The organism is Sporomusaceae bacterium ACPt (assembly GCA_041428575.1).
GTDB lineage: Bacteria > Bacillota > Negativicutes > Sporomusales > Sporomusaceae > Sporomusa_D > Sporomusa_D carbonis.
This window is the reverse complement of the sequence record CP155570.1, coordinates 1,435,005-1,452,050: the sequence shown is the minus strand read 5'-3', so window position 1 is coordinate 1,452,050 and position 17,046 is coordinate 1,435,005. Positions and strand designations below refer to the sequence as shown.

Annotated in this window: 20 protein-coding genes; 7 read left to right on the top strand and 13 right to left on the bottom strand. The window is 49.6% G+C overall.

The window, feature by feature from the left end; all coding sequences use genetic code 11:
* Nucleotides 1–18: 18 nt before the first annotated feature.
* Both SCACP_RS07230 and SCACP_RS07225 read left to right on the top strand, forming a co-directional pair.
* Entirely contained in the window at nucleotides 19–711 is a 693-nt protein-coding gene (locus SCACP_RS07230; RefSeq protein ID WP_425060677.1) for a metallophosphoesterase, read from the top strand.
* 35 nt (nucleotides 712–746) lie between these two features.
* Nucleotides 747–1,016, top strand: coding sequence for a metal-sensitive transcriptional regulator (locus SCACP_RS07225; RefSeq protein ID WP_425060676.1), 270 nt, complete (start codon nucleotides 747–749; stop codon nucleotides 1,014–1,016).
* A 7-nt stretch (nucleotides 1,017–1,023) separates the two neighbouring features.
* On the opposite strand, the gene SCACP_RS07220 is transcribed toward SCACP_RS07225, so the two are convergent.
* Both SCACP_RS07220 and SCACP_RS07215 read right to left on the bottom strand, forming a co-directional pair.
* Entirely contained in the window at nucleotides 1,024–1,725 is a 702-nt protein-coding gene (locus SCACP_RS07220; RefSeq protein ID WP_425060675.1) for a cytochrome c biogenesis CcdA family protein, read from the bottom strand.
* A complete protein-coding gene (locus SCACP_RS07215) occupies nucleotides 1,715–2,251 on the bottom strand; it encodes a TlpA family protein disulfide reductase (protein ID WP_425060674.1) in 537 nt (178 codons plus the stop codon). The genes SCACP_RS07220 and SCACP_RS07215 overlap by 11 nt, the downstream gene beginning before the upstream one ends.
* 52 nt (nucleotides 2,252–2,303) lie before the next feature.
* Here SCACP_RS07215 and lgt point away from each other — a divergent pair, with 52 nt between their 5' ends.
* Nucleotides 2,304–3,098, top strand: coding sequence for a prolipoprotein diacylglyceryl transferase (gene lgt, locus SCACP_RS07210; protein WP_425060673.1), 795 nt, complete (start codon nucleotides 2,304–2,306; stop codon nucleotides 3,096–3,098).
* A 50-nt stretch (nucleotides 3,099–3,148) separates the two neighbouring features.
* Here lgt and SCACP_RS07205 read toward each other — a convergent pair whose 3' ends face one another.
* Genes SCACP_RS07205 through hyfB form a run of 9 tightly spaced genes read right to left on the bottom strand, consistent with a single transcriptional unit; the run spans nucleotide 3,149 to nucleotide 12,460 of the window.
* Nucleotides 3,149–3,526 carry a RidA family protein gene (locus tag SCACP_RS07205; RefSeq protein ID WP_425060672.1) on the bottom strand — a complete coding sequence of 126 codons (378 nt, stop codon included), beginning with the start codon at nucleotides 3,524–3,526 and terminating at the stop codon, nucleotides 3,149–3,151.
* A 57-nt stretch (nucleotides 3,527–3,583) separates the two neighbouring features.
* On the bottom strand, nucleotides 3,584–4,471 hold the full coding sequence (sdaAA, locus tag SCACP_RS07200; protein ID WP_425060671.1) for an L-serine ammonia-lyase, iron-sulfur-dependent, subunit alpha: 888 nt from the start codon (nucleotides 4,469–4,471) through the stop codon (nucleotides 3,584–3,586).
* A 36-nt stretch (nucleotides 4,472–4,507) separates the two neighbouring features.
* Nucleotides 4,508–5,173: an L-serine ammonia-lyase, iron-sulfur-dependent subunit beta gene (sdaAB, locus tag SCACP_RS07195; RefSeq protein WP_425060670.1), complete on the bottom strand. Its 666-nt coding sequence runs from the start codon at nucleotides 5,171–5,173 to the stop codon at nucleotides 4,508–4,510.
* Nucleotides 5,173–5,892, bottom strand: coding sequence for an NADH-quinone oxidoreductase subunit NuoB (gene nuoB, locus SCACP_RS07190; RefSeq protein WP_425060669.1), 720 nt, complete (start codon nucleotides 5,890–5,892; stop codon nucleotides 5,173–5,175). The genes sdaAB and nuoB overlap by 1 nt, the downstream gene beginning before the upstream one ends.
* 13 nt (nucleotides 5,893–5,905) lie before the next feature.
* Entirely contained in the window at nucleotides 5,906–7,417 is a 1,512-nt protein-coding gene (locus SCACP_RS07185; RefSeq protein ID WP_425060668.1) for an NADH-quinone oxidoreductase subunit C, read from the bottom strand.
* On the bottom strand, nucleotides 7,414–8,889 hold the full coding sequence (locus SCACP_RS07180) for a hydrogenase 4 subunit F (protein WP_425060667.1): 1,476 nt from the start codon (nucleotides 8,887–8,889) through the stop codon (nucleotides 7,414–7,416). The genes SCACP_RS07185 and SCACP_RS07180 overlap by 4 nt, the downstream gene beginning before the upstream one ends.
* Nucleotides 8,890–8,893: 4 nt before the next feature.
* A complete protein-coding gene (locus tag SCACP_RS07175) occupies nucleotides 8,894–9,520 on the bottom strand; it encodes an NADH-quinone oxidoreductase subunit K (protein ID WP_425060666.1) in 627 nt (208 codons plus the stop codon).
* Nucleotides 9,521–9,536: 16 nt separating this feature from the next.
* The gene (locus tag SCACP_RS07170) at nucleotides 9,537–10,424 is read right to left on the bottom strand and encodes a respiratory chain complex I subunit 1 family protein (RefSeq protein WP_425060665.1); all 888 of its coding nucleotides are present in this window, start codon (nucleotides 10,422–10,424) and stop codon (nucleotides 9,537–9,539) included.
* Between the two features lie 5 nt (nucleotides 10,425–10,429).
* On the bottom strand, nucleotides 10,430–12,460 hold the full coding sequence (gene hyfB / locus SCACP_RS07165; RefSeq protein ID WP_425060664.1) for a hydrogenase 4 subunit B: 2,031 nt from the start codon (nucleotides 12,458–12,460) through the stop codon (nucleotides 10,430–10,432).
* A gap of 111 nt (nucleotides 12,461–12,571) precedes the next feature.
* On the opposite strand from hyfB, the gene SCACP_RS07160 reads away from it, so the two are divergent.
* Nucleotides 12,572–12,775, top strand: coding sequence for an FAD-binding protein (locus tag SCACP_RS07160; RefSeq protein WP_425060663.1), 204 nt, complete (start codon nucleotides 12,572–12,574; stop codon nucleotides 12,773–12,775).
* Between the two features lie 94 nt (nucleotides 12,776–12,869).
* Here SCACP_RS07160 and SCACP_RS07155 read toward each other — a convergent pair whose 3' ends face one another.
* A complete protein-coding gene (locus SCACP_RS07155) occupies nucleotides 12,870–13,178 on the bottom strand; it encodes a sugar diacid recognition domain-containing protein (protein WP_425060662.1) in 309 nt (102 codons plus the stop codon).
* Nucleotides 13,168–13,842 (bottom strand): TerC family protein, encoded by a 675-nt coding sequence (locus SCACP_RS07150; RefSeq protein WP_425060661.1) that lies wholly within the window; start codon nucleotides 13,840–13,842, stop codon nucleotides 13,168–13,170. Before SCACP_RS07150 ends, SCACP_RS07155 begins: the two co-directional genes overlap by 11 nt.
* 473 nt (nucleotides 13,843–14,315) lie before the next feature.
* On the opposite strand from SCACP_RS07150, the gene SCACP_RS07145 reads away from it, so the two are divergent.
* The 3 genes from SCACP_RS07145 (at nucleotide 14,316) to SCACP_RS07135 (ending at nucleotide 17,038) form a co-directional block, all read left to right on the top strand.
* Nucleotides 14,316–15,263 (top strand): metal-dependent hydrolase, encoded by a 948-nt coding sequence (locus tag SCACP_RS07145; protein WP_425060660.1) that lies wholly within the window; start codon nucleotides 14,316–14,318, stop codon nucleotides 15,261–15,263.
* 163 nt (nucleotides 15,264–15,426) lie between these two features.
* Nucleotides 15,427–16,023: a 4Fe-4S binding protein gene (locus tag SCACP_RS07140; RefSeq protein ID WP_425060659.1), complete on the top strand. Its 597-nt coding sequence runs from the start codon at nucleotides 15,427–15,429 to the stop codon at nucleotides 16,021–16,023.
* Nucleotides 16,024–16,147: 124 nt separating this feature from the next.
* Entirely contained in the window at nucleotides 16,148–17,038 is an 891-nt protein-coding gene (locus tag SCACP_RS07135; RefSeq protein ID WP_425060658.1) for a hypothetical protein, read from the top strand.
* The last annotated feature ends 8 nt before the right edge of the window (nucleotides 17,039–17,046 follow it).

Genomic DNA, 17,046 nt, shown 5'->3' with positions numbered 1-17,046 from the left:
CAATACGAGGATACGATTATGAAAATATTTGCCATTGCCGATACCCATTTGTCAGGCAACCCGCCAGCCAAACCTATGAGTATTTTTGGCGCACACTGGGAAGGACACTGGGAGAAAATTAAAACAAGCTGGCAGGAGCAGGTTTCCAGCCAGGATATTGTGCTGCTTGCCGGTGATATCTCCTGGGCTATGAAACTGCCCGACGCGCTGGTTGATTTAGACGCGATCGCCAGCCTGCCGGGACGAAAAATCATGGTACGAGGCAATCATGACTACTGGTGGCAAACCCTGAGCAAAATGAACAAAGCCGTAGATGGCAAAATTGAATTTCTGAACAACAATTTTGCTCCTGCCGGCGAATGGGCCATATGTGGCAGCCGGGGATGGACATGCCCGGAAGACCCTCTATTCACTGCCAGCGATCAGCCTATTTTTGACCGGGAACTATTACGGGTAGAGGCGTCCTTACACGCCGCCCGAACGGCAGGCTTTACGCGCCTTATTCTTATGCTGCATTTTCCCCCGTTTTATGACGCTGACTCGACAGCAGGATTTGCCGGCTTGATCGCTAAATACAATGTAAAAATCTGCATTTACGGCCACCTGCACGGTGAAGCCATAAAATCCGCGGCCACCGGTACCATGGGTGACACTACTTATCATCTGGTGTCATGTGATGCATTAAGCTTTGCAATAAAACAAATTATCTAGCCCCGACTCTTACGGGACAAGAAAGAGGTGTGACAATGGCTAACAGTTCCACCCAAGCCGAAGTTTTAAACCGCCTGCGTAATGTCAAAGGCCATATCGCCGGTATTGAGCGCATGGTTGAAGAAGGTCAGCCGTGCAGCAACGTCCTGATTCAGCTTTCGGCCATCAGGGCCTCTATTGAAAAAATCGGCATCTATATTCTGGAACATAATGCTGCAGAATGTTTAAGTGATGCAACGCAGAATCCTGAAGATAAACAAAAAGTTGAACAAATAGTTAAGCAGATTATTTCGTTTTTGAAATGAAAGGCTGCTAGATGAATGGTTCCCCAATAAGCCCCAGGCCTTTTTGCAGTAAGTCAAAGTAAATAACAATGCCCGCAGTAATAAGAATCAGACCGGCCGTTTTTTGGATAACCGGCAGCCAGCCGTACATTCCCTGTATTTTACTCATATAGCGATTGATCAGTAGGGCTATGGCCAAAAACGGCAAACAAAAGCCCATAGCATAGATAAACAGCAGAAAAGCGCCTTGGCTGACAGTAGCCGTTGTCCCGGCATACATCAACACGGTCGCAAGAATAGGCCCGGTGCAAGGTGTCCAGCCGGCGGTAAACGCCAGCCCCAGCACAAATGCACCAACCGGACCGTTAAAAGCACTGTTCAGCAGCGGCCGGTACTCGCGCCCCAGCCGGGGAATTTGCAGTACGCCGAGAACCTGCAGACCCATCAACACCATAAACACCGCACCGGCCTTGCGAATCATGTCCTGATAGTCAAAAAACAATTGTCCGAGATAGGAGGCTGTAGCACCCATAGCGACAAATACCAGGGTAAATCCGCTTAAAAAGCAACTTGCATTCATAAGAAATGTCCAGCAGCCCGGTTGCCGGTCCTGCGCTCCTGTCCCTGCCAGCAATGCAGTATAGGTAGGCAGCAAGGGCAGCACGCACGGTGATAAAAAGGAAACAACACCGGCACCAAAGACTGTTAGCAACGTAAGGTTATAGTCCATTAAGCACTCCCTCCAGTTCGGCTGCCGTTACCGGCCCCGACTTCCGGTATTTAATAAAACCGTTTTTATCGACCACCAGGGTAGTAGGGATGGCGCTAATCCGGAAATTCCTGGCCACTTCACCGTCCTTGTCTAAGAGAACGTTCATCGTGTATTCATTTTGCCGCATAAATTCGTCCACTTTGCCGGCAGATTCTTGAATATTTACGGCAAGCAATACCGCTTTACTATTATATTTCCGGGCAAAGGCGTTAAGTTCAGGCATTTCCTGACGGCAGGGCGGACACCAGGTAGCCCAGAAGTTAAGCACGATAACCGACCCGGCCGGAGCTACCCTGACCGTCTTGCCATCCAATGCGGCAAGGGTAAACTCGGATAGTTTGGAGCCTACCGCCGCTCCGGCACCGGTAGTTGACTTATTGCTTGTTTCGGTATCAGGGACTTGGGCAGGCTGCATGGCGAAAAAACCAATGGCGATTGTTATTGAAACAACGGCCACAGCTAAAATGATAAATCGTTTGGACATAGTTTCCTCTCGCTTTCTTATGGAAAAATGTATGATTTAGGAGGTTTGTCACATGCATCAGTATCTATTTTTTATCGGCGATTTTCCCATCAGGGCCTACGGCCTTATTTTAAGCCTTAGTATTATCTTAGCTACCGGCACAGCTTATTTTTTTGCCAAACATGACGGCCGTTGGCATCAACATGTCCCTGATATAGGCATTTACTGCGGCCTGGCCGGTATTGTCGGCGCCCGCCTGTGGGACGTATTCTTCTTTGACTGGGACTACTACCAGCACCACTTGCTGGAAATCCCCTTTGTCTGGCAAGGCGGTATGGCCATACAGGGTGGCGTGCTCTTAGGGGCCATCGTCGGTATAATTTATACCAAGATCCATAAAATTGACACCTGGGCTTTTGCCGATATTGTCGCTGCTCCGGCAATTATTATGGGACAGGCGATTGGCCGCATGGCTAACTTAATGAACGGCGATGCTTTCGGACATCCCACCGGCGGTAGTTTCGGCATACTATATCCATCAACCACATTAGCCTACCAAGTATACGGTAACCAGCCACTGTGGCCGGCTGAGGTGTGGGAAGGCCAGCTTGACGTGATTATCTTTGTATTACTGCTCATTTTCAGAACAACCAACCACGCCAAAGGACAAGTATTTATCCTGTATGCCGTTTTATATTCAACCGCCCGTTTTTTCCTTGAGTTTCTCCGGGGCGATTACGGTACGCTGCTGTTTGGCTTAAAATCAGCGCAACTAACCAGCCTGGCTGTCATCATTATTGGCATTATTCTATTCATCAGGCAAGGCTACTCAGCCGAACGCATTGGCCTAACCGGTAAAAGTAAATAATCATATGTCTAAAAAAGCCGAAACCCAAGGTTCCGGCTTTTTTCTTATTTTTAATATACTGCTACCAGCTCAATCTCCACACTTACATCACGCGGCAGTTTGGCGACCTGAACGCAGGCCCGGGCCGGCGGCTCATTGGTAAAAAACTGGCCGTATACCTTATTCATTATCGCAAAGTCATCCATGTCTTTTAAATATACTGTTGTTTTCACAGCATTTGCAAAAGTCAGCCCTTCTTTTTCCAAAATGGCGCGAAGGTTAGCCAAAACCTGATATGTCTGATTTTCAATGCCGCCATAAATAATTTGACCGGTTACCGGGTCAAGCGGAATTTGACCGGAGATAAACAGAAATCCGTTGGCCTTAATCGCCTGAGAGTAAGGGCCAATGGCCTGCGGGGCCCGGTCAGAACTAACAACTGTTTTCATATTGCAGCACCTCCTGATATTTGACTAAAAAATTCTACATTTCCTGGTAAAAACCTGCTAGGTAGGGCTGCCGAAAATTTTTTCCGTCCAAGCTAACGCTGTTGGCGTAACCGCCAGTCCGCCCTGAGCTGTTTCTTTAAGTGAGCAGTGCATCGATTGACCGACAGATTCCATCGCATCAATTACCTCGTCTACAGGAATAACGCTTTCAATCCCGGCCAGCGCCATTTCAGCAGCAATAACAGCCTGGGCTACGGCGCCGGCATTGCGCTTAACGCACGGCACCTCCACCAGGCCGGCTACCGGGTCGCATACCAACCCTAACATATTTTTAAATGTTATGGCCACCGCATGGCCGGCCTGTGCTGGCGTACCGCCGAGCAACGACACCATAGCGCCAGCGGCCATGGCTCCTGCCGAACCGCACTCAGCCTGGCAGCCCCCGGCTGCTCCGGCCAAGGACGCCCGTGAAGCGATAACCATGCCTATAGCCCCGGCAACAACAAGCCCCTTGGCCAATTCAGCCTTGCTAAAGCCCCGTTCTTCTTTAAGTGCCACAAGCACGGCCGGCAGCACGCCGCTGGCCCCGGCCGTCGGTGCAGCCACAATACGGCCCATGGCGGCATTAGCTTCGCCTACCGCCAAGGCATAAGCCACGGCTTTTGCCATAAAGCTGCCCATCATGGTTTGGCTACGGCTTATGGTATATGTTTGCAGCTTTTGCGCATTGCCGCCCACCAATCCGCCTTTGGAGCGCGGTCCTTTAAGGCCGGCGGCGATTGATTGTTCCATGACAGTAAGCATCGCTTCCATCCGCGTAATGACTTCGTCAGACGGCAGTTCCATCTGTCTGGCTTGAAAAGTTACGCAGAAGTCAGCAAAATTAGTCCTTTGCGCCTCGGCCGCCTTAATCCATTCTTCGAGGGATAATTTTGCTAATGACATAAACGTACCCTCCCTATCTTGTTAAAGCCTGTATGATCAGATTATAGCGTTAATCCGGCGCACAGCCTTAATCATTGACAAACCGGCTACAGCAGCAATATCGGCATCATCAACCGGCTGGTCGGTTTCAAGCACCATGCTGGCCAGTCCGCCTTTACTCCTTCTGAACACCCGCATTTGGGCAATATTGACGCCGCGCTTGGACAGTATGCCGGTTACTTCGGCTACCGCGCCAGGCCGGTCTTCATGCAGTGTAAGAATTGTCGGAAAGTCACCGGTAAACTCCAGGGGAAAGCCGTCAACTTCATTAATAATCACCCGGCCGCCGCCAATCGATGCGCCAGCCACCTGGCTTTCCTTCCCATCCTGCCCGGTTAGCCAAAATTTAACAAAATTAGGATGGGCGGCGTCCCCCATGTTGATGGTGCGGAAAGAATACTTGAGACCGGCCTCTTTGGCATAGGCAAAAGCCTGCGGAATTCTTAAGTCATCGGTCGTCCAGCCCATCAGCCCGGCTACTAAAGCAAGATCGGTGCCATGTCCCCGGCCGGTCTGGGCAAACGAACCGTGCAAACCGATAACAGCTTCCATCACCGGCTGGCCAAGAATGGCCCGGGCGGCATTCCCCAGGCGAACGGCCCCGGCGGTATGGGAGCTTGACGGGCCGACCATAACCGGACCAATAATATCAAAAATATTCATTACTTGTGCTTACCTCCCAGCCGGTCAAGCGCCAGCAGCAGTCCGTAAATGAGCGCCGCCGGCCGCGGCGGGCAGCCTGGTACATAGATATCGACAGGAACTATGGTATCAGCAGCCCCGCGAATGGCATAGCTTTTGCCAAAAACCTTGCCGCTGGCGGCGCAGGCCCCTACCGCCATAACCAGTTTTGGTTCCGGCGTAGCCTCATAAGTCATTGCCAGCGCCTGCGCCAAGTTACGGGTAACTACCCCGGTCACCATTAACATGTCGGCATGTCGCGGCGAAGCCACAAAATCAATACCGTACTGCTGTAAATCATAAACCGGATTATTTAGCGCCGTCATTTCCCAGTCACAGCCGTTACAGGAACCGGCGTCAATATGGCGGATATTGAGCGACCTGTGGAGTATTGACTTGATTTTACCGGCCAATTGACCTTGTAGCTCAGCCAGCCGGTACTCTGCGGTGTGAGCCAGGGCATTATGCTCGCAAACCTCGATGCAGCGGCCACAAAAGATACAGGCGTTGTTATCGATTATCAGCTTGCCGTCAATGAATGCTATCGCCCCGGTAGGACAAGCCTCGCGACAATTTTGGCAATTCCGGCACCGGCTTTCTTCCAGTACTACCTCACCGCGAAAACGCGGCGGCACAGGACCGCTGTCATAGTGCTCGGTAACCCGGCCTGTTTTTATTATTTTTCTGAATAAGTTAAGCACTCTCTATCCCCCCTTAACGGTCAAGACACGCGTAACATAGTTCAAAGCTTTTATTGATAAGGGGAAAATCCGGTATAATGTTCCCCGGAGCGGCTACCGTAAGCGCCGGCCAGTTGGGATAAGAGGCCGAACGGACAAAATAGCGATAAATCGTTCCCTTCTCGCCGGCCATCAGCCAGTGCAGGTTTGAACCGCGCGGCGATTCGGTCAGACTGAATGCTGTCGAATACGGCTTGACCGGCGGCAGGGCGGTCTTAAAATTACCGCTCGGCAAACTGTCAAGCACCTGACCGACAATTTTAGCCGACTCGACGGCTTCATCGGCCCTCACCCACAGGCGAGCAGCCACGTCACCGCTCGTATATACCGGCACGCTAAAGCTAAAATCCCGGTATGCGGCATAGGGAAAGTCCCGCCGCACATCGCTGTCAATACCTGACGCCCTGGCAGCCACGCCGACAACGCCTAAATCGACAGCAGCCTGATACGGCAGAATGCCGGTGGTATTAATCCTGTCCAGAAAAGCATCGTTGTTGCGCAACAAGCCAAGAAGTTCGGCAAAGTCCCTGGTCACTCCGGTCAGCGTCTGCTGAATATCCTGCGCCATATCCCGGGTTATGTCCATATGAACCCCGCCCAAAGTTACCCATCCGCGCAAAAAGCGATTGCCGGTCAAGCGTTCATTAAGCCGCATAAGTTGTTCTTTCAGGCGTGAACCATGGCTGACACCGGCAGCAAACCCCACCCCGGCGCAAAGGTTGCCGATATCGCCAACATGATTATAGAGCCGTTCCAATTCGGCAGCCAATACTCTAAGATATTGCCCCCTGGCCGGAACTTCTGCACCAGCCATAGTTTCAACAGCGTGGGCATATGAGAGCGTGTTGGAAACCGAACACACACCGCAGATGCGTTCGGTTCGGTACAAAGCCATCGGCAATGGCAAGCCTTCAACCGCCTTTTCAATACCCCGGTGGGTAAAAAACAGTTTAGCTTCCAGATTGATAATGTTCTCGCCGGCCTGGCTGAAACGAAAATGCCCGGGCTCAATGATCCCGGCATGAATGGGACCTACCGGCACTTCGAACACGCCTTCCCCCTGTACAGACGGCACAGGGTACTGGCCTCCGCCCTCAGGAACCGGCATATCAGGCCTAAAATCCTTGCGTAGCGGATAGAGGCCATGCGGCCAGTTTTCATGCAGCACCAGCGGCCGTAAATCAGGATGGCCAAACGGCACCAGGCCGAATAGGTCGTGTATTTCCCGCTCATACCAGGCTGCCGCTGCCATCAGCGGCGTAAGTGACGGAAATTCAAGCGGCTCATCCTGCTTGATAATCGCTTTAATCGTTTTACATGCCGGTTCTCCTTTGCCGGTAAAAATGGCGTAAACGGCAAAATAACCATGAACCGGACGTTCATCATTGGCAAACATGGCCGTCAGCCGATACTGACCGTTATGGCTGGCTACTGTGGCAGCCGCCCGCAGCGTCGCCGCCGGTATAACTTGCAGTGCGCTTGTCATAGTCCCCCTCCTGTTACAATAACCACAGCCTGGTCAATAAGTGTGTCGAACCACGGCGGCAGGTATAACCCGGTACCAATCATTAACACCATGGATGCCGACACAGCCACGAGCGCCGGTACGCCCGGACGGTAACCGGTTGATACACGGCTGGGCGCCGGACCAAAGGCAATTTTGAGCGTATAATAGATCATACCGGCAAAAACGCCAGCCATCAACAGCAATACTGCCGCTCCCAGCCATGGGCTGCCAGAGTGGAAAGCCGCCCAGACAATGGTAAACTTGCTGTAAAAAACACTAAACGGCGGCAACCCGGCAATCGCCAGCACAGCGGCAACAAACATGCAGCCCACCATAGGGGCGGCACTGACCAGGCCCCTGATGCGCATCATATGTTTTGTGCCGTACTGCTTAATAATGGCTCCAGTCAGATAAAACAGCGCCGATTTAGTTACAGCGTGGTTTACAATATGCAGTAACGCACCATATACAGCCAACGGCGTACCAAGACCAAATCCCAGCGTAATAAGCCCCATATGCTCAATGCTCGAATAGGCCAGCAGCCGTTTGAGATCATGCTGCACCAGAATAAACGGCACGGCAATAACAATGGACAACAGCCCGAATCCAATAAGCAATTGTTCAGGAAAAGCAACGCCCAGAGCGCTTTTGGCAATAATAAACGTCCGGACAATAGCATACAACGCACAACTTAAGAGCGCACCGGACAGCAGGCCGCTCACAGGTGAAGGCGCTTGGCTGTGGGCATCAGGCAGCCAAGTATGCATTGGCGCCAGTCCTGCTTTGGTACCATAACCAATTAAAATAAACACAAACGCTAATTTAATCATGCCAGGGTCCAGCCTCTGGCTGACAGATTTGAGTGCCAGCCAGCTTAGCGCCTGAATTTGGCCTATACTGGCGTTGACTTGGGCATAGTAAAGAAGAATAGTTCCCAAAAGCGCCAGACAAATACCCACAGTACACACCATAACATATTTCCAGGCCGCCTCAAGCGCCGCCCGGTCAAAATAAAAAGCTACCAGCAACGCTGAACTTAACGTCGTGGCTTCAACAGCCACCCATATCATCCCCATGTTTTCGGTCACCAACACACAAATCATAGTAAAAACAAATAAATTAAACAGACCATAATAGCGTTTCAGCTGTTTTAGGGAAATATGGCCCTGGACTACTTCCTGTTCCATATAAGATTGTGAAAATAAGGCAGCCGTAAAAGTTAACAAAGCCACCACAATAAGTACAACGGCGGTTAACTGGTCAACATAGAGTGAACCGGCGTTAACTACCCCTTCGGTTGCCACGTGGTAAACGATGGTTAACAACGCCAGGCTTGTCAAGCTACCGCCGGCTAAATTAATCCAGCGGATGGCCTGCTGTCCGGACTGCGCCATGGTAAGAGCGCCGGTCACGAGTGGCAGCACCAACGCCAGAACGATCAATTGCCCCATAGTATCATCCCTTTAACTTTTTTAACCTGCTGGTGTCGGTCGACATAAAAGAACGTTTTAAGCGGTAGGTCAGAATAACCAACACCACTACTGCCACCAGCACATCAAGAAATACCCCAAGTTCAATAATGAGCGGCAGCCCCTTGGTTACCGACAGCCCCACAAGATATAAACCGTTTTCCATCGTTATCAGGCCGACAATCTGCAGTACCGCCTGCCGCCTGGTCATTATCATTGTTAGCCCGATGAGCGTCATTGAGACAGCGGCAGCAAGCGCATCCCGGCTTACTACCCCCGGCAGCGCCCGGTCAATAAGACCGTACGCAAGCACAATCATACAGCCAAATACCATAGCGGAATAATTAGGATTGAGAATTGGATGGTCTTCCCGCTCGCGCCGCAGCATACCGACAATACGGTATAGAGCATAGGGAATAAGTCCGGCTTTTACAACCAGCGTCAGCGCCGCAGCGACATATGTGTGCACCTCGCCGGTATCGACGGCAACAATGGTACACGCCAGCGCTACCAAGGCCGACTGGGCCAGTAAAACATTGACGGCTGTCTTAAGACTGGTCACCCGGCTTAATAACAGCGCTAAAAATAACAGAATTACAATGAGCAAATTCATGGTTTAAGTCCCCTTCCTACTGCGCTACCAGCGCCAGTAGCGCCAGCATACCAGCCGCACCCATAAACCCGGGCACTTTAAACAGACGCATCTTGTTGGTACTTGTTTCAATAGCTGCCAACACGAGCGCAGTTACCAGAATCTTGCCGGCTCCCCACAACCCCGCCACGGCCGGGGACAATTCAGCTGGCTGCCACGGCACAAACAGGGTAGTAAATAAAAGGATAAACACTAGCTGTTTGATGGCAGATGCCCAAAAAATCAGACCAAGCCAGCGCCCTGAGTACTCAAGGACCATACCTTCGTGAATCATGGTCAGCTCAAGATGGGTATCAGGGTTATCAACCGGAATGCGCCCCGATTCGGCGACCAATATAATTAAAAAGGCAATGGCGGCAAAAATATACGGTAGCGACAATGGGTTAGCCGCGGCAGCGCCCATCATGGCCGCAAGATCGGTCGAACCGGCCCGCACTGCCACCGTGAGCATAACTAATAACAACACTGGTTCAACCAACACGTTGATAAACATTTCCCGTGAGCCGCCCATTCCGCCAAAAGCGCTGCCGGCATCAAGCGACGCCAGCGCCAGAAAAAACCGTCCGGCAGCCAGAAAGTAAATCAGCATAAATAAGTTGCCTGACACCAAAAGTGCTGCCGCGCCAAAAGCTCCGGCAAAGTAAATATAAGGCGCCAGCGTAAATATCCATGACGTGGTGGGCGACACCACACTGTCTTTTCTGAGTAACTTGAACAAATCGTAATATGCTTGCAAAATTCCCGGCCCCCGCCGGTTTTGCAGGCCGGCCTTGGTCGCCTTGACTATGCCGGTCACAAGCGGCGCCGCAGCCATAATACTGAAAGCATAGCCAATACCCGTTAATATTGATGTCAATTGTTCCAAACCGTTCACCACCTTGTACTTAAGAAGAGCGCCAGTACGGTTATAGCTGTAATGTAACCAATATAAAGCTGTACGCTGCCTGTCTGAATTGCTTTCATGAATTGCGCGGCATTAATTATGCCGGTATTAATAGGCCGGTAAAATTGGCTGAAGATATCGGTTATGCTGATATGATAACTCAAACGGCGGCCAAAATAGCGGTTGGGGTTCGAATCAACCAACGTTTCCCGTTGCGGACGCAAAATAGCGCGAAAGGCCAGTCTAACAGGCTTAGAAAAGCCGGTAGCCGTATATTCCATCCGGGCAGTCGGTACAATACCGCACGTCCATGTTTCGCCCTGGGTTACCTGTGGTTTACCGTATAGCCGGTACAATGTCACGGCAACCCCTCCGCTTAACAGTACTAATGCCGCTACTGCCGGCATTTCAATGTTAGCCGTTACAAGTCCAGACTGAACGATAACCGCATGCCACGCCGTCTGGGCAAAAGCCTGATACGCGTCAACCCCGGCCGCACCGGCTAAAATCTGTTTTAGAAGATTAAAAACCGGCTCAGGCCACAACCCAAGAATTACACACAACCCGGTCAGCATTGCCATAGGAACAAGCATTGTGATATCGGCTTCTTTGGCCTGCTCGGCATGAATGCTCCGCGGCTTAGCCAAAAAAGTTACGCCAAAAGCCTTGACAAAACAAGCGGCGGCCAGCGCCCCGGTAAGACCGAGCAGCCCAACCAGGAGCACACCAAACACTTTGCCTGACGCTCCGTCCAGAGCCTGCGGCAAATAGAACAGGGCCTGGAAAGTCAGCCATTCACTAATAAAGCCGTTAAACGGCGGCAGTGCCGAAATGGCAGCAGCACCGGCTAAAAACCAGAGGGCACTGTATGGCATTCTTTTAATAAGTCCGCCCAAATGCTCAATATCTTTGGTATGGGTGGAGTAAAGCACCGCCCCTGCCCCCATAAACAGCAGCGATTTAAAAATCGCATGATTGAGCACATGGTAAAGCGCAGCCCCCCAGGCCAGCGCCGCTAACATGCCCTGGCCTTTGGCAGCAAATATCAGCCCGGCGCCCATTCCCAACAGAATAATACCAACGTTTTCGACACTGGAATACGCCAACAGTCGCTTCAAATCATGCTCCATGAGGGCATACAATACGCCAAGCACCGATGAAATAACAGCCAGTGCTATGACAAGCACTCCCCACCAGGCCGGACCTACACCCAAAAAATCAAGATAAAACCGGCATAAACCATAAATAGCCGTCTTAATCATAACCCCGGACATCAAGGCTGATACGTGGCTGGGCGCTGCCGGATGCGCCCGGGGCAGCCAGATATGCAGGGGAATAATGCCGGCTTTGGCGCCAAAACCAATAAGCGCACACAAAAATACCGCGTTTTTCGTCCAACCCTCAAGATTTCCTGCTGCCCTGGCCAAGCTGCCGAAATCCAAGCTGCCGGCCTTATGGGCCAGTAAAAGGAATGCCGTAATAATAAAGGCTGTCCCAATATGGGTCATGACAATATAGACAAAAGCGGCCCGCCCGGCCCCGGCGTGTTCATGCTTATAGTTTACCAGAAAAAAAGAAGTTACCGCCATAAGTTCCCATACTACAATGAAGGCTGCCACATGACTGACAGTGACAACTAAAACCAGGGACAACAAAAAGGCGTTATACAGCGCAACCATGGCCTGATAACGGCGGCCGTCACCATAATACTCACGGCTGTAGCCGATGGCATAAATGCTTACAGCGCAGCCTGCCACACCGATGACTGACAAAAAAAATGCGGCCAGATAATCAAGCCTGATAGTAATCAGGCCTAGCGGCTTAGGCCACGACACAGCCAAATCAACCGTGCCGCCGGCAAAAATGAAGATTGCACACAGTACGGCTGCCAGACATCCCAGCGCTGCCATTCCATGTGCAACATAGTTTGCTATTTTGTTATTACTGGAAGCAAATGCTGACAGTACACCTGTAATAAACAAAAGCAGCGACAAGTACAATAAGAGCTCAGTAGTCATGTAATCACTCCGGTCAGGTTAAATAGTAATTGATATTGATACCATATCATTGTAACATAATAATACGCTGATGGCGTGACAAAAAATTAACTTTTTTTAATTTGTTATAATTTGCCTGACGGCAATTTAAAATGTGGTTTTTCCCATATGCCTGATGCTGTTGTCAAACCGGCTACTACCGAAGAAATATCTAAAGTACTGGTACTGACCAATACTGAAAAAATCCCGGTATATACCCGTGGCTCCGGCACTAACTTAAGCGCTGGCACCGTCCCCGCCAAAGGCGGGCTGGGTAAAGTCGATGCCACACGGTAACCATACACTAACGAGCAAGCAGCAATTTTTCCTGATATTTGTATTGCAATCGCAAAAAGCAGTTATTGGCTGCGCTGCCGCTACCAGTCCCAAATCATCCAAAAGAACCGGTCTGAGTTGTACAGCAAGATGATGGACATCTTCCTTCCTCTTTTTCTTTAAGGGCCCGCACCAATTTTTCTTGCCGGGCATTGGACTCCAAAGCGGCTTCTACAAATTTGGCTGCCAGCCGGGCATAGGGAGCTGCTGTGTCCGGGTCGCCGGAAACGCCGATAACCCCGACACAGCTATCACCAAACACAATCGGAACATTAAACCCCTGCCGCACGCCTTTAAGCTTAAGTTCTTCCTCAGCCGTAACAATGTCAACAAGCGACCGCGCAAACTGCGGATCAAGCTCCACTCTTCTCATCTTCCTTACAGACTTCTTTATTACGGTGTTTTCGCAAGTAGCCTACAGCCAAAACACCTAGGGTAACCCCGACTTCCAGAACCAGCGAATAGCGCTGTAACCATAAGCCAATCACCCCGTCGGCAACCATCATCTTGGCCGCTGTCCAGCCGAGGATAGCTGCACCCAAATAAACAATGATCGGATATTTTTCCATAAGTTTCATTAACAGCTGACTGCCGAATACTACCAGCGGTACACTTAAGGCCAGACCAAAAACTAACAGCCCGAAGTGGCCGTCAGCTACACCGGCAATGGCCAGCACATTATCAAGACCCATTATTAAATCGGCAAAAATGATGATTTTCAATGCCTGTCCGAAACTACTAGCTTGTTCACAGGATACTTCCTTGTGTTCATCGGCCAGCAAGTTGACGGCAATATATACCAAGGCTAAACCGCCAAAAAATTGCACATAAGGAATCTTGAGCAGGACAGCAGCAACCAGGGTAAGCACAATTCTCAGTAATACGGCGCCAGCACTTCCCCATAATACCGCTTTACGCCGCTGATCAGGCGGCAGATTTCTACTAGCCAGAGCTATGACAACAGCATTATCGCCGCTTAGTATTAAATCAATCAGTGTAATACTACCTAACGCTATCAATAGTTCCATCGAAATAACCCCCTAAATTAAGTTTACCTAATACTAGTTTAATTATCAACATGACTAAGAGCTTTAAACGACAGCATCAACTCCCTCGAAAAAAAATTAAGGACCTTGCCGCTACCGGCGTAAGGTCCTTTTTTAGGAATAACAAAAAGACCTTAAAGTATGTTATACTAAAGGTCTCACTGTTGGACTGCTCCAACGGCACAGCCATGCACCGAGTTAAGTGCAGGTTATGTTGACTGTACCTGCTAGTTACTCCCCCTTAGGGTATGCAGTTGTTACTTTTATGATATTACATAACAAACATTCAGTCAATAAAAAATTATACACAACCTCTTCAGTATCATTTTTTGTAAAAACACTACTCCACTGACAGCCCATGAGTCCACTAATTACCAATAGACCGCCTCCCCGCCAGGTGTGATATAATGTATCGGTGTCGATATGTTATGTCACCTAATGGGGGGGGTATTTTTATGGACACATTGTCCCATGCTTTACTGGGTATTGCCGTTGCCGGACTGTCAGACCACCCATTAAGCTTTAACGATCCAATTTATTTAGCCAGTCTTATTGGCGCTCAGGCGCCTGATTTTGATATAATTGCCCAAATTCGCGGCAATTTTGCCTACCTCCGACAACACCGGGCCTTTTCCCACTCCGTCCCTGGCCTTATGATGTGGTCAGCTTTAATTTCTGTCGGTTTTTTCTTGTTTATGCCCACCGCAGCATTGGAGCAAGTATTTGTCTGGTCGTTTTTAGGCGGCTTGACACATATCATTATTGACTTTTTTAATGCCCACGGGGTGGCGATTTTTTGGCCGTTTAACCGGGGACGCAAAAGCTTTAGCCTGTTAAACGTATTTGACCCGTTACTCTTGGTCATTATGCTGGTTCCATTTATCCAGGGCTTACCGGCCCGCGAAACTTCGCTGCTATTTTTTGCCTCGGTTGGCATGTATGCTTTTATAAGATATGCACTAAAAATGCGGGCGACTACTTATCTCAGGCGCTGCTTTTCTGCCGCTGGTATTGTCCGGATTCTGGTTCTGCCTTCACTGAAAAGTGTATTGCTTTGGGATTTTGTTATTGAAACCCATGAATATTATTTTGTCGGACAACTCGGCGCTATCCAGCCGATACTCAAAATCCACACCGAGTTGACCAAAAAAGCATTGTCCTCGGCCGAGCTGGGAGCCCAGAAAACCGTACTGGGCGAATTCTTTGCATCTTTTACACCCTTTAGTTATTGTACTGAACATGAAGATGATGTTCAAAATACCAAACTGGTACGCATTTATGATCTACGCTATTTTCTTAACCAAAGTTTTCTTCACAGCGCTACAATAGTATTGGGACATGATGAACAGCCATGCGAATCTTACATCCAGACGTATGGACGGAAAATAAAAATACCGTGTTAATAAAGATAGATTGCTGTACTGTCTTCACAATGACAAGTTATACTAAGTCGTTGTGAAGACAGTACAGCAATCTTTTTTTCTTGCCATGATTAAGTTTTTAAGATATAATTATACCACACCCCCCAGGGGAGGGGGTAAGTCAATAAAGGAGGTAGCGATAAATATGTATTGGTTGTTTTTCATTTATTTAGCGGTCGGCTATGTATATCCGGCAGTTGGCCTTACCGCTCTGGTCTGCATGCTGGCGCCTGTGTTTATTGCTCCTTTTAAGGGCCGCCACTGGTGTGGCAACTACTGCCCGCGCGGTAGTTTATACGACAACATCTTGGCCAAATTCTCACCTCGCAAGCCTATCCCGGTTGTATTCACCACTACAGGGTTCCGCTTGCTGATGGTGGCTGTTATCATGTCAGTGTTTGGCACGCAGATGTATTATGCTTGGGGAAACTTAGATGAGATGGGGCTGGTGTTTTTACGCATTATTTTTATTACGACCGTTATTGGTTTAATCCTAGGCCTTCTCTACAACCACCGCACCTGGTGCTCCTTCTGCCCTATGGGCACTATGGCCAGCTGGCTGAGCCGCAAAGCCAAACCGCTCAATGTTAATAGCAGTTGTGTAAACTGTAAATTGTGCGCCAAAACATGTCCTTTTGCCCTTACTCCTTATGATGCCAAAGGGACAAAGTTTATCCACAGCGACTGCCTAAAATGCGGAAAATGTATTGAAGCCTGTCCAAAAAAATCATTGTCATTTTAAAAAAACTTGGCTTGTGCCAAGCAAGAGCAAACAACCATTAAATACCTCCGGCAACGCGAAAGGTGATTGGCTTTTAGGCGGCGAAATAGTAATGTATACATTATGTAAATAAGGAGCTGGCCTCGTGCTTAAACGTGTAACTGTCGCCCTCGTGATCGCCTCGATTGTACTATTTTTGCCTCAGGGTACTCAAGCGTTTACACTGTCTATCGGCAGTTGGCAAGCCAGCGGCTCGCAAATGTGGCGCATCGCCTTTCCCGGCTCCGGCGCTTCAGACATGTCTAATGATGATGCCGGAGTTTCCGAGCTTTACTATCCTCAATCAGGCAATTACGTCACTGCCAATTATGAGCAGCCCCTGTCTGCTAAACGCAAATTGAGTATTGAAGCAGGCATATTAGGCGCGCTCACACCGGCCACCGGCACTGACTCTGACTGGGATTACTCGCGCAAGCCGGACTTATGGTATTATGGCACGTTTATTACCAGCGGCAGCAGTACTTTTTTTAATATCGATTTGAAACAGGCTGTTGGCCCTGGTACTGAATTTTTTTATGGCTATGGGTACTCGCATAGCAAATATATAATGACTGATGGTTATTATTCAATTATGGATTATAGTCAAACGGCTTCTTCTTTACCTGACCTTAATTCGACTTACTCTCTGACTTATCAGGGACCGCATGCCGGGTTCGCCGCAACTAAACAACTGACGTCAAAACTGGCAATGGTAGGTAGTATCGCCTACGCACCGTTGACGCTTGTCCAAGGCCGTGGCTGGTGGAACTTACGCGAACTAGACTTTGAACATACAGGCTCAGGCCAGATGCTGGACGGAAAAATTGGCCTGCGCTATAATGTGGCAGAACGCCGTGACAATTCCCTCACTTTAGGTTACCGCTATCAACAGTACAGCTTATTTACCGGGTCGGAAAACACCAGCCCTGATATTACCTGGTCAAAAGCGGTTAAGACGCAGGAGGGATGGTTTTTGGACGGAAACTTTAAATTTTAGGTCCTCAC

Bases quoted from the DNA above. Each gene is read 5' to 3' on its own strand.
- sdaAB (WP_425060670.1), bottom strand. From the start codon at position 5,173: ATGAATATTTTTGATATTATTGGTCCGGTTATGGTCGGCCCGTCAAGC.
- SCACP_RS07185 (WP_425060668.1), bottom strand. From the start codon at position 7,417: ATGACAAGCGCACTGCAAGTTATACCGGCGGCGACGCTGCGGGCGGCT.
- sdaAA (WP_425060671.1), bottom strand. From the start codon at position 4,471: ATGTCATTAGCAAAATTATCCCTCGAAGAATGGATTAAGGCGGCCGAG.
- SCACP_RS07140 (WP_425060659.1), top strand. From the start codon at position 15,427: ATGTATTGGTTGTTTTTCATTTATTTAGCGGTCGGCTATGTATATCCG.
- SCACP_RS07180 (WP_425060667.1), bottom strand. From the start codon at position 8,889: ATGGGGCAATTGATCGTTCTGGCGTTGGTGCTGCCACTCGTGACCGGC.
- SCACP_RS07175 (WP_425060666.1), bottom strand. From the start codon at position 9,520: ATGAATTTGCTCATTGTAATTCTGTTATTTTTAGCGCTGTTATTAAGC.
- lgt (WP_425060673.1), top strand. From the start codon at position 2,304: ATGCATCAGTATCTATTTTTTATCGGCGATTTTCCCATCAGGGCCTAC.
- SCACP_RS07225 (WP_425060676.1), top strand. From the start codon at position 747: ATGGCTAACAGTTCCACCCAAGCCGAAGTTTTAAACCGCCTGCGTAAT.
- SCACP_RS07215 (WP_425060674.1), bottom strand. From the start codon at position 2,251: ATGTCCAAACGATTTATCATTTTAGCTGTGGCCGTTGTTTCAATAACA.
- SCACP_RS07230 (WP_425060677.1), top strand. From the start codon at position 19: ATGAAAATATTTGCCATTGCCGATACCCATTTGTCAGGCAACCCGCCA.
- SCACP_RS07150 (WP_425060661.1), bottom strand. From the start codon at position 13,842: ATGGAACTATTGATAGCGTTAGGTAGTATTACACTGATTGATTTAATA.
- hyfB (WP_425060664.1), bottom strand. From the start codon at position 12,460: ATGACTACTGAGCTCTTATTGTACTTGTCGCTGCTTTTGTTTATTACA.
- SCACP_RS07220 (WP_425060675.1), bottom strand. From the start codon at position 1,725: ATGGACTATAACCTTACGTTGCTAACAGTCTTTGGTGCCGGTGTTGTT.
- SCACP_RS07145 (WP_425060660.1), top strand. From the start codon at position 14,316: ATGGACACATTGTCCCATGCTTTACTGGGTATTGCCGTTGCCGGACTG.
- SCACP_RS07205 (WP_425060672.1), bottom strand. From the start codon at position 3,526: ATGAAAACAGTTGTTAGTTCTGACCGGGCCCCGCAGGCCATTGGCCCT.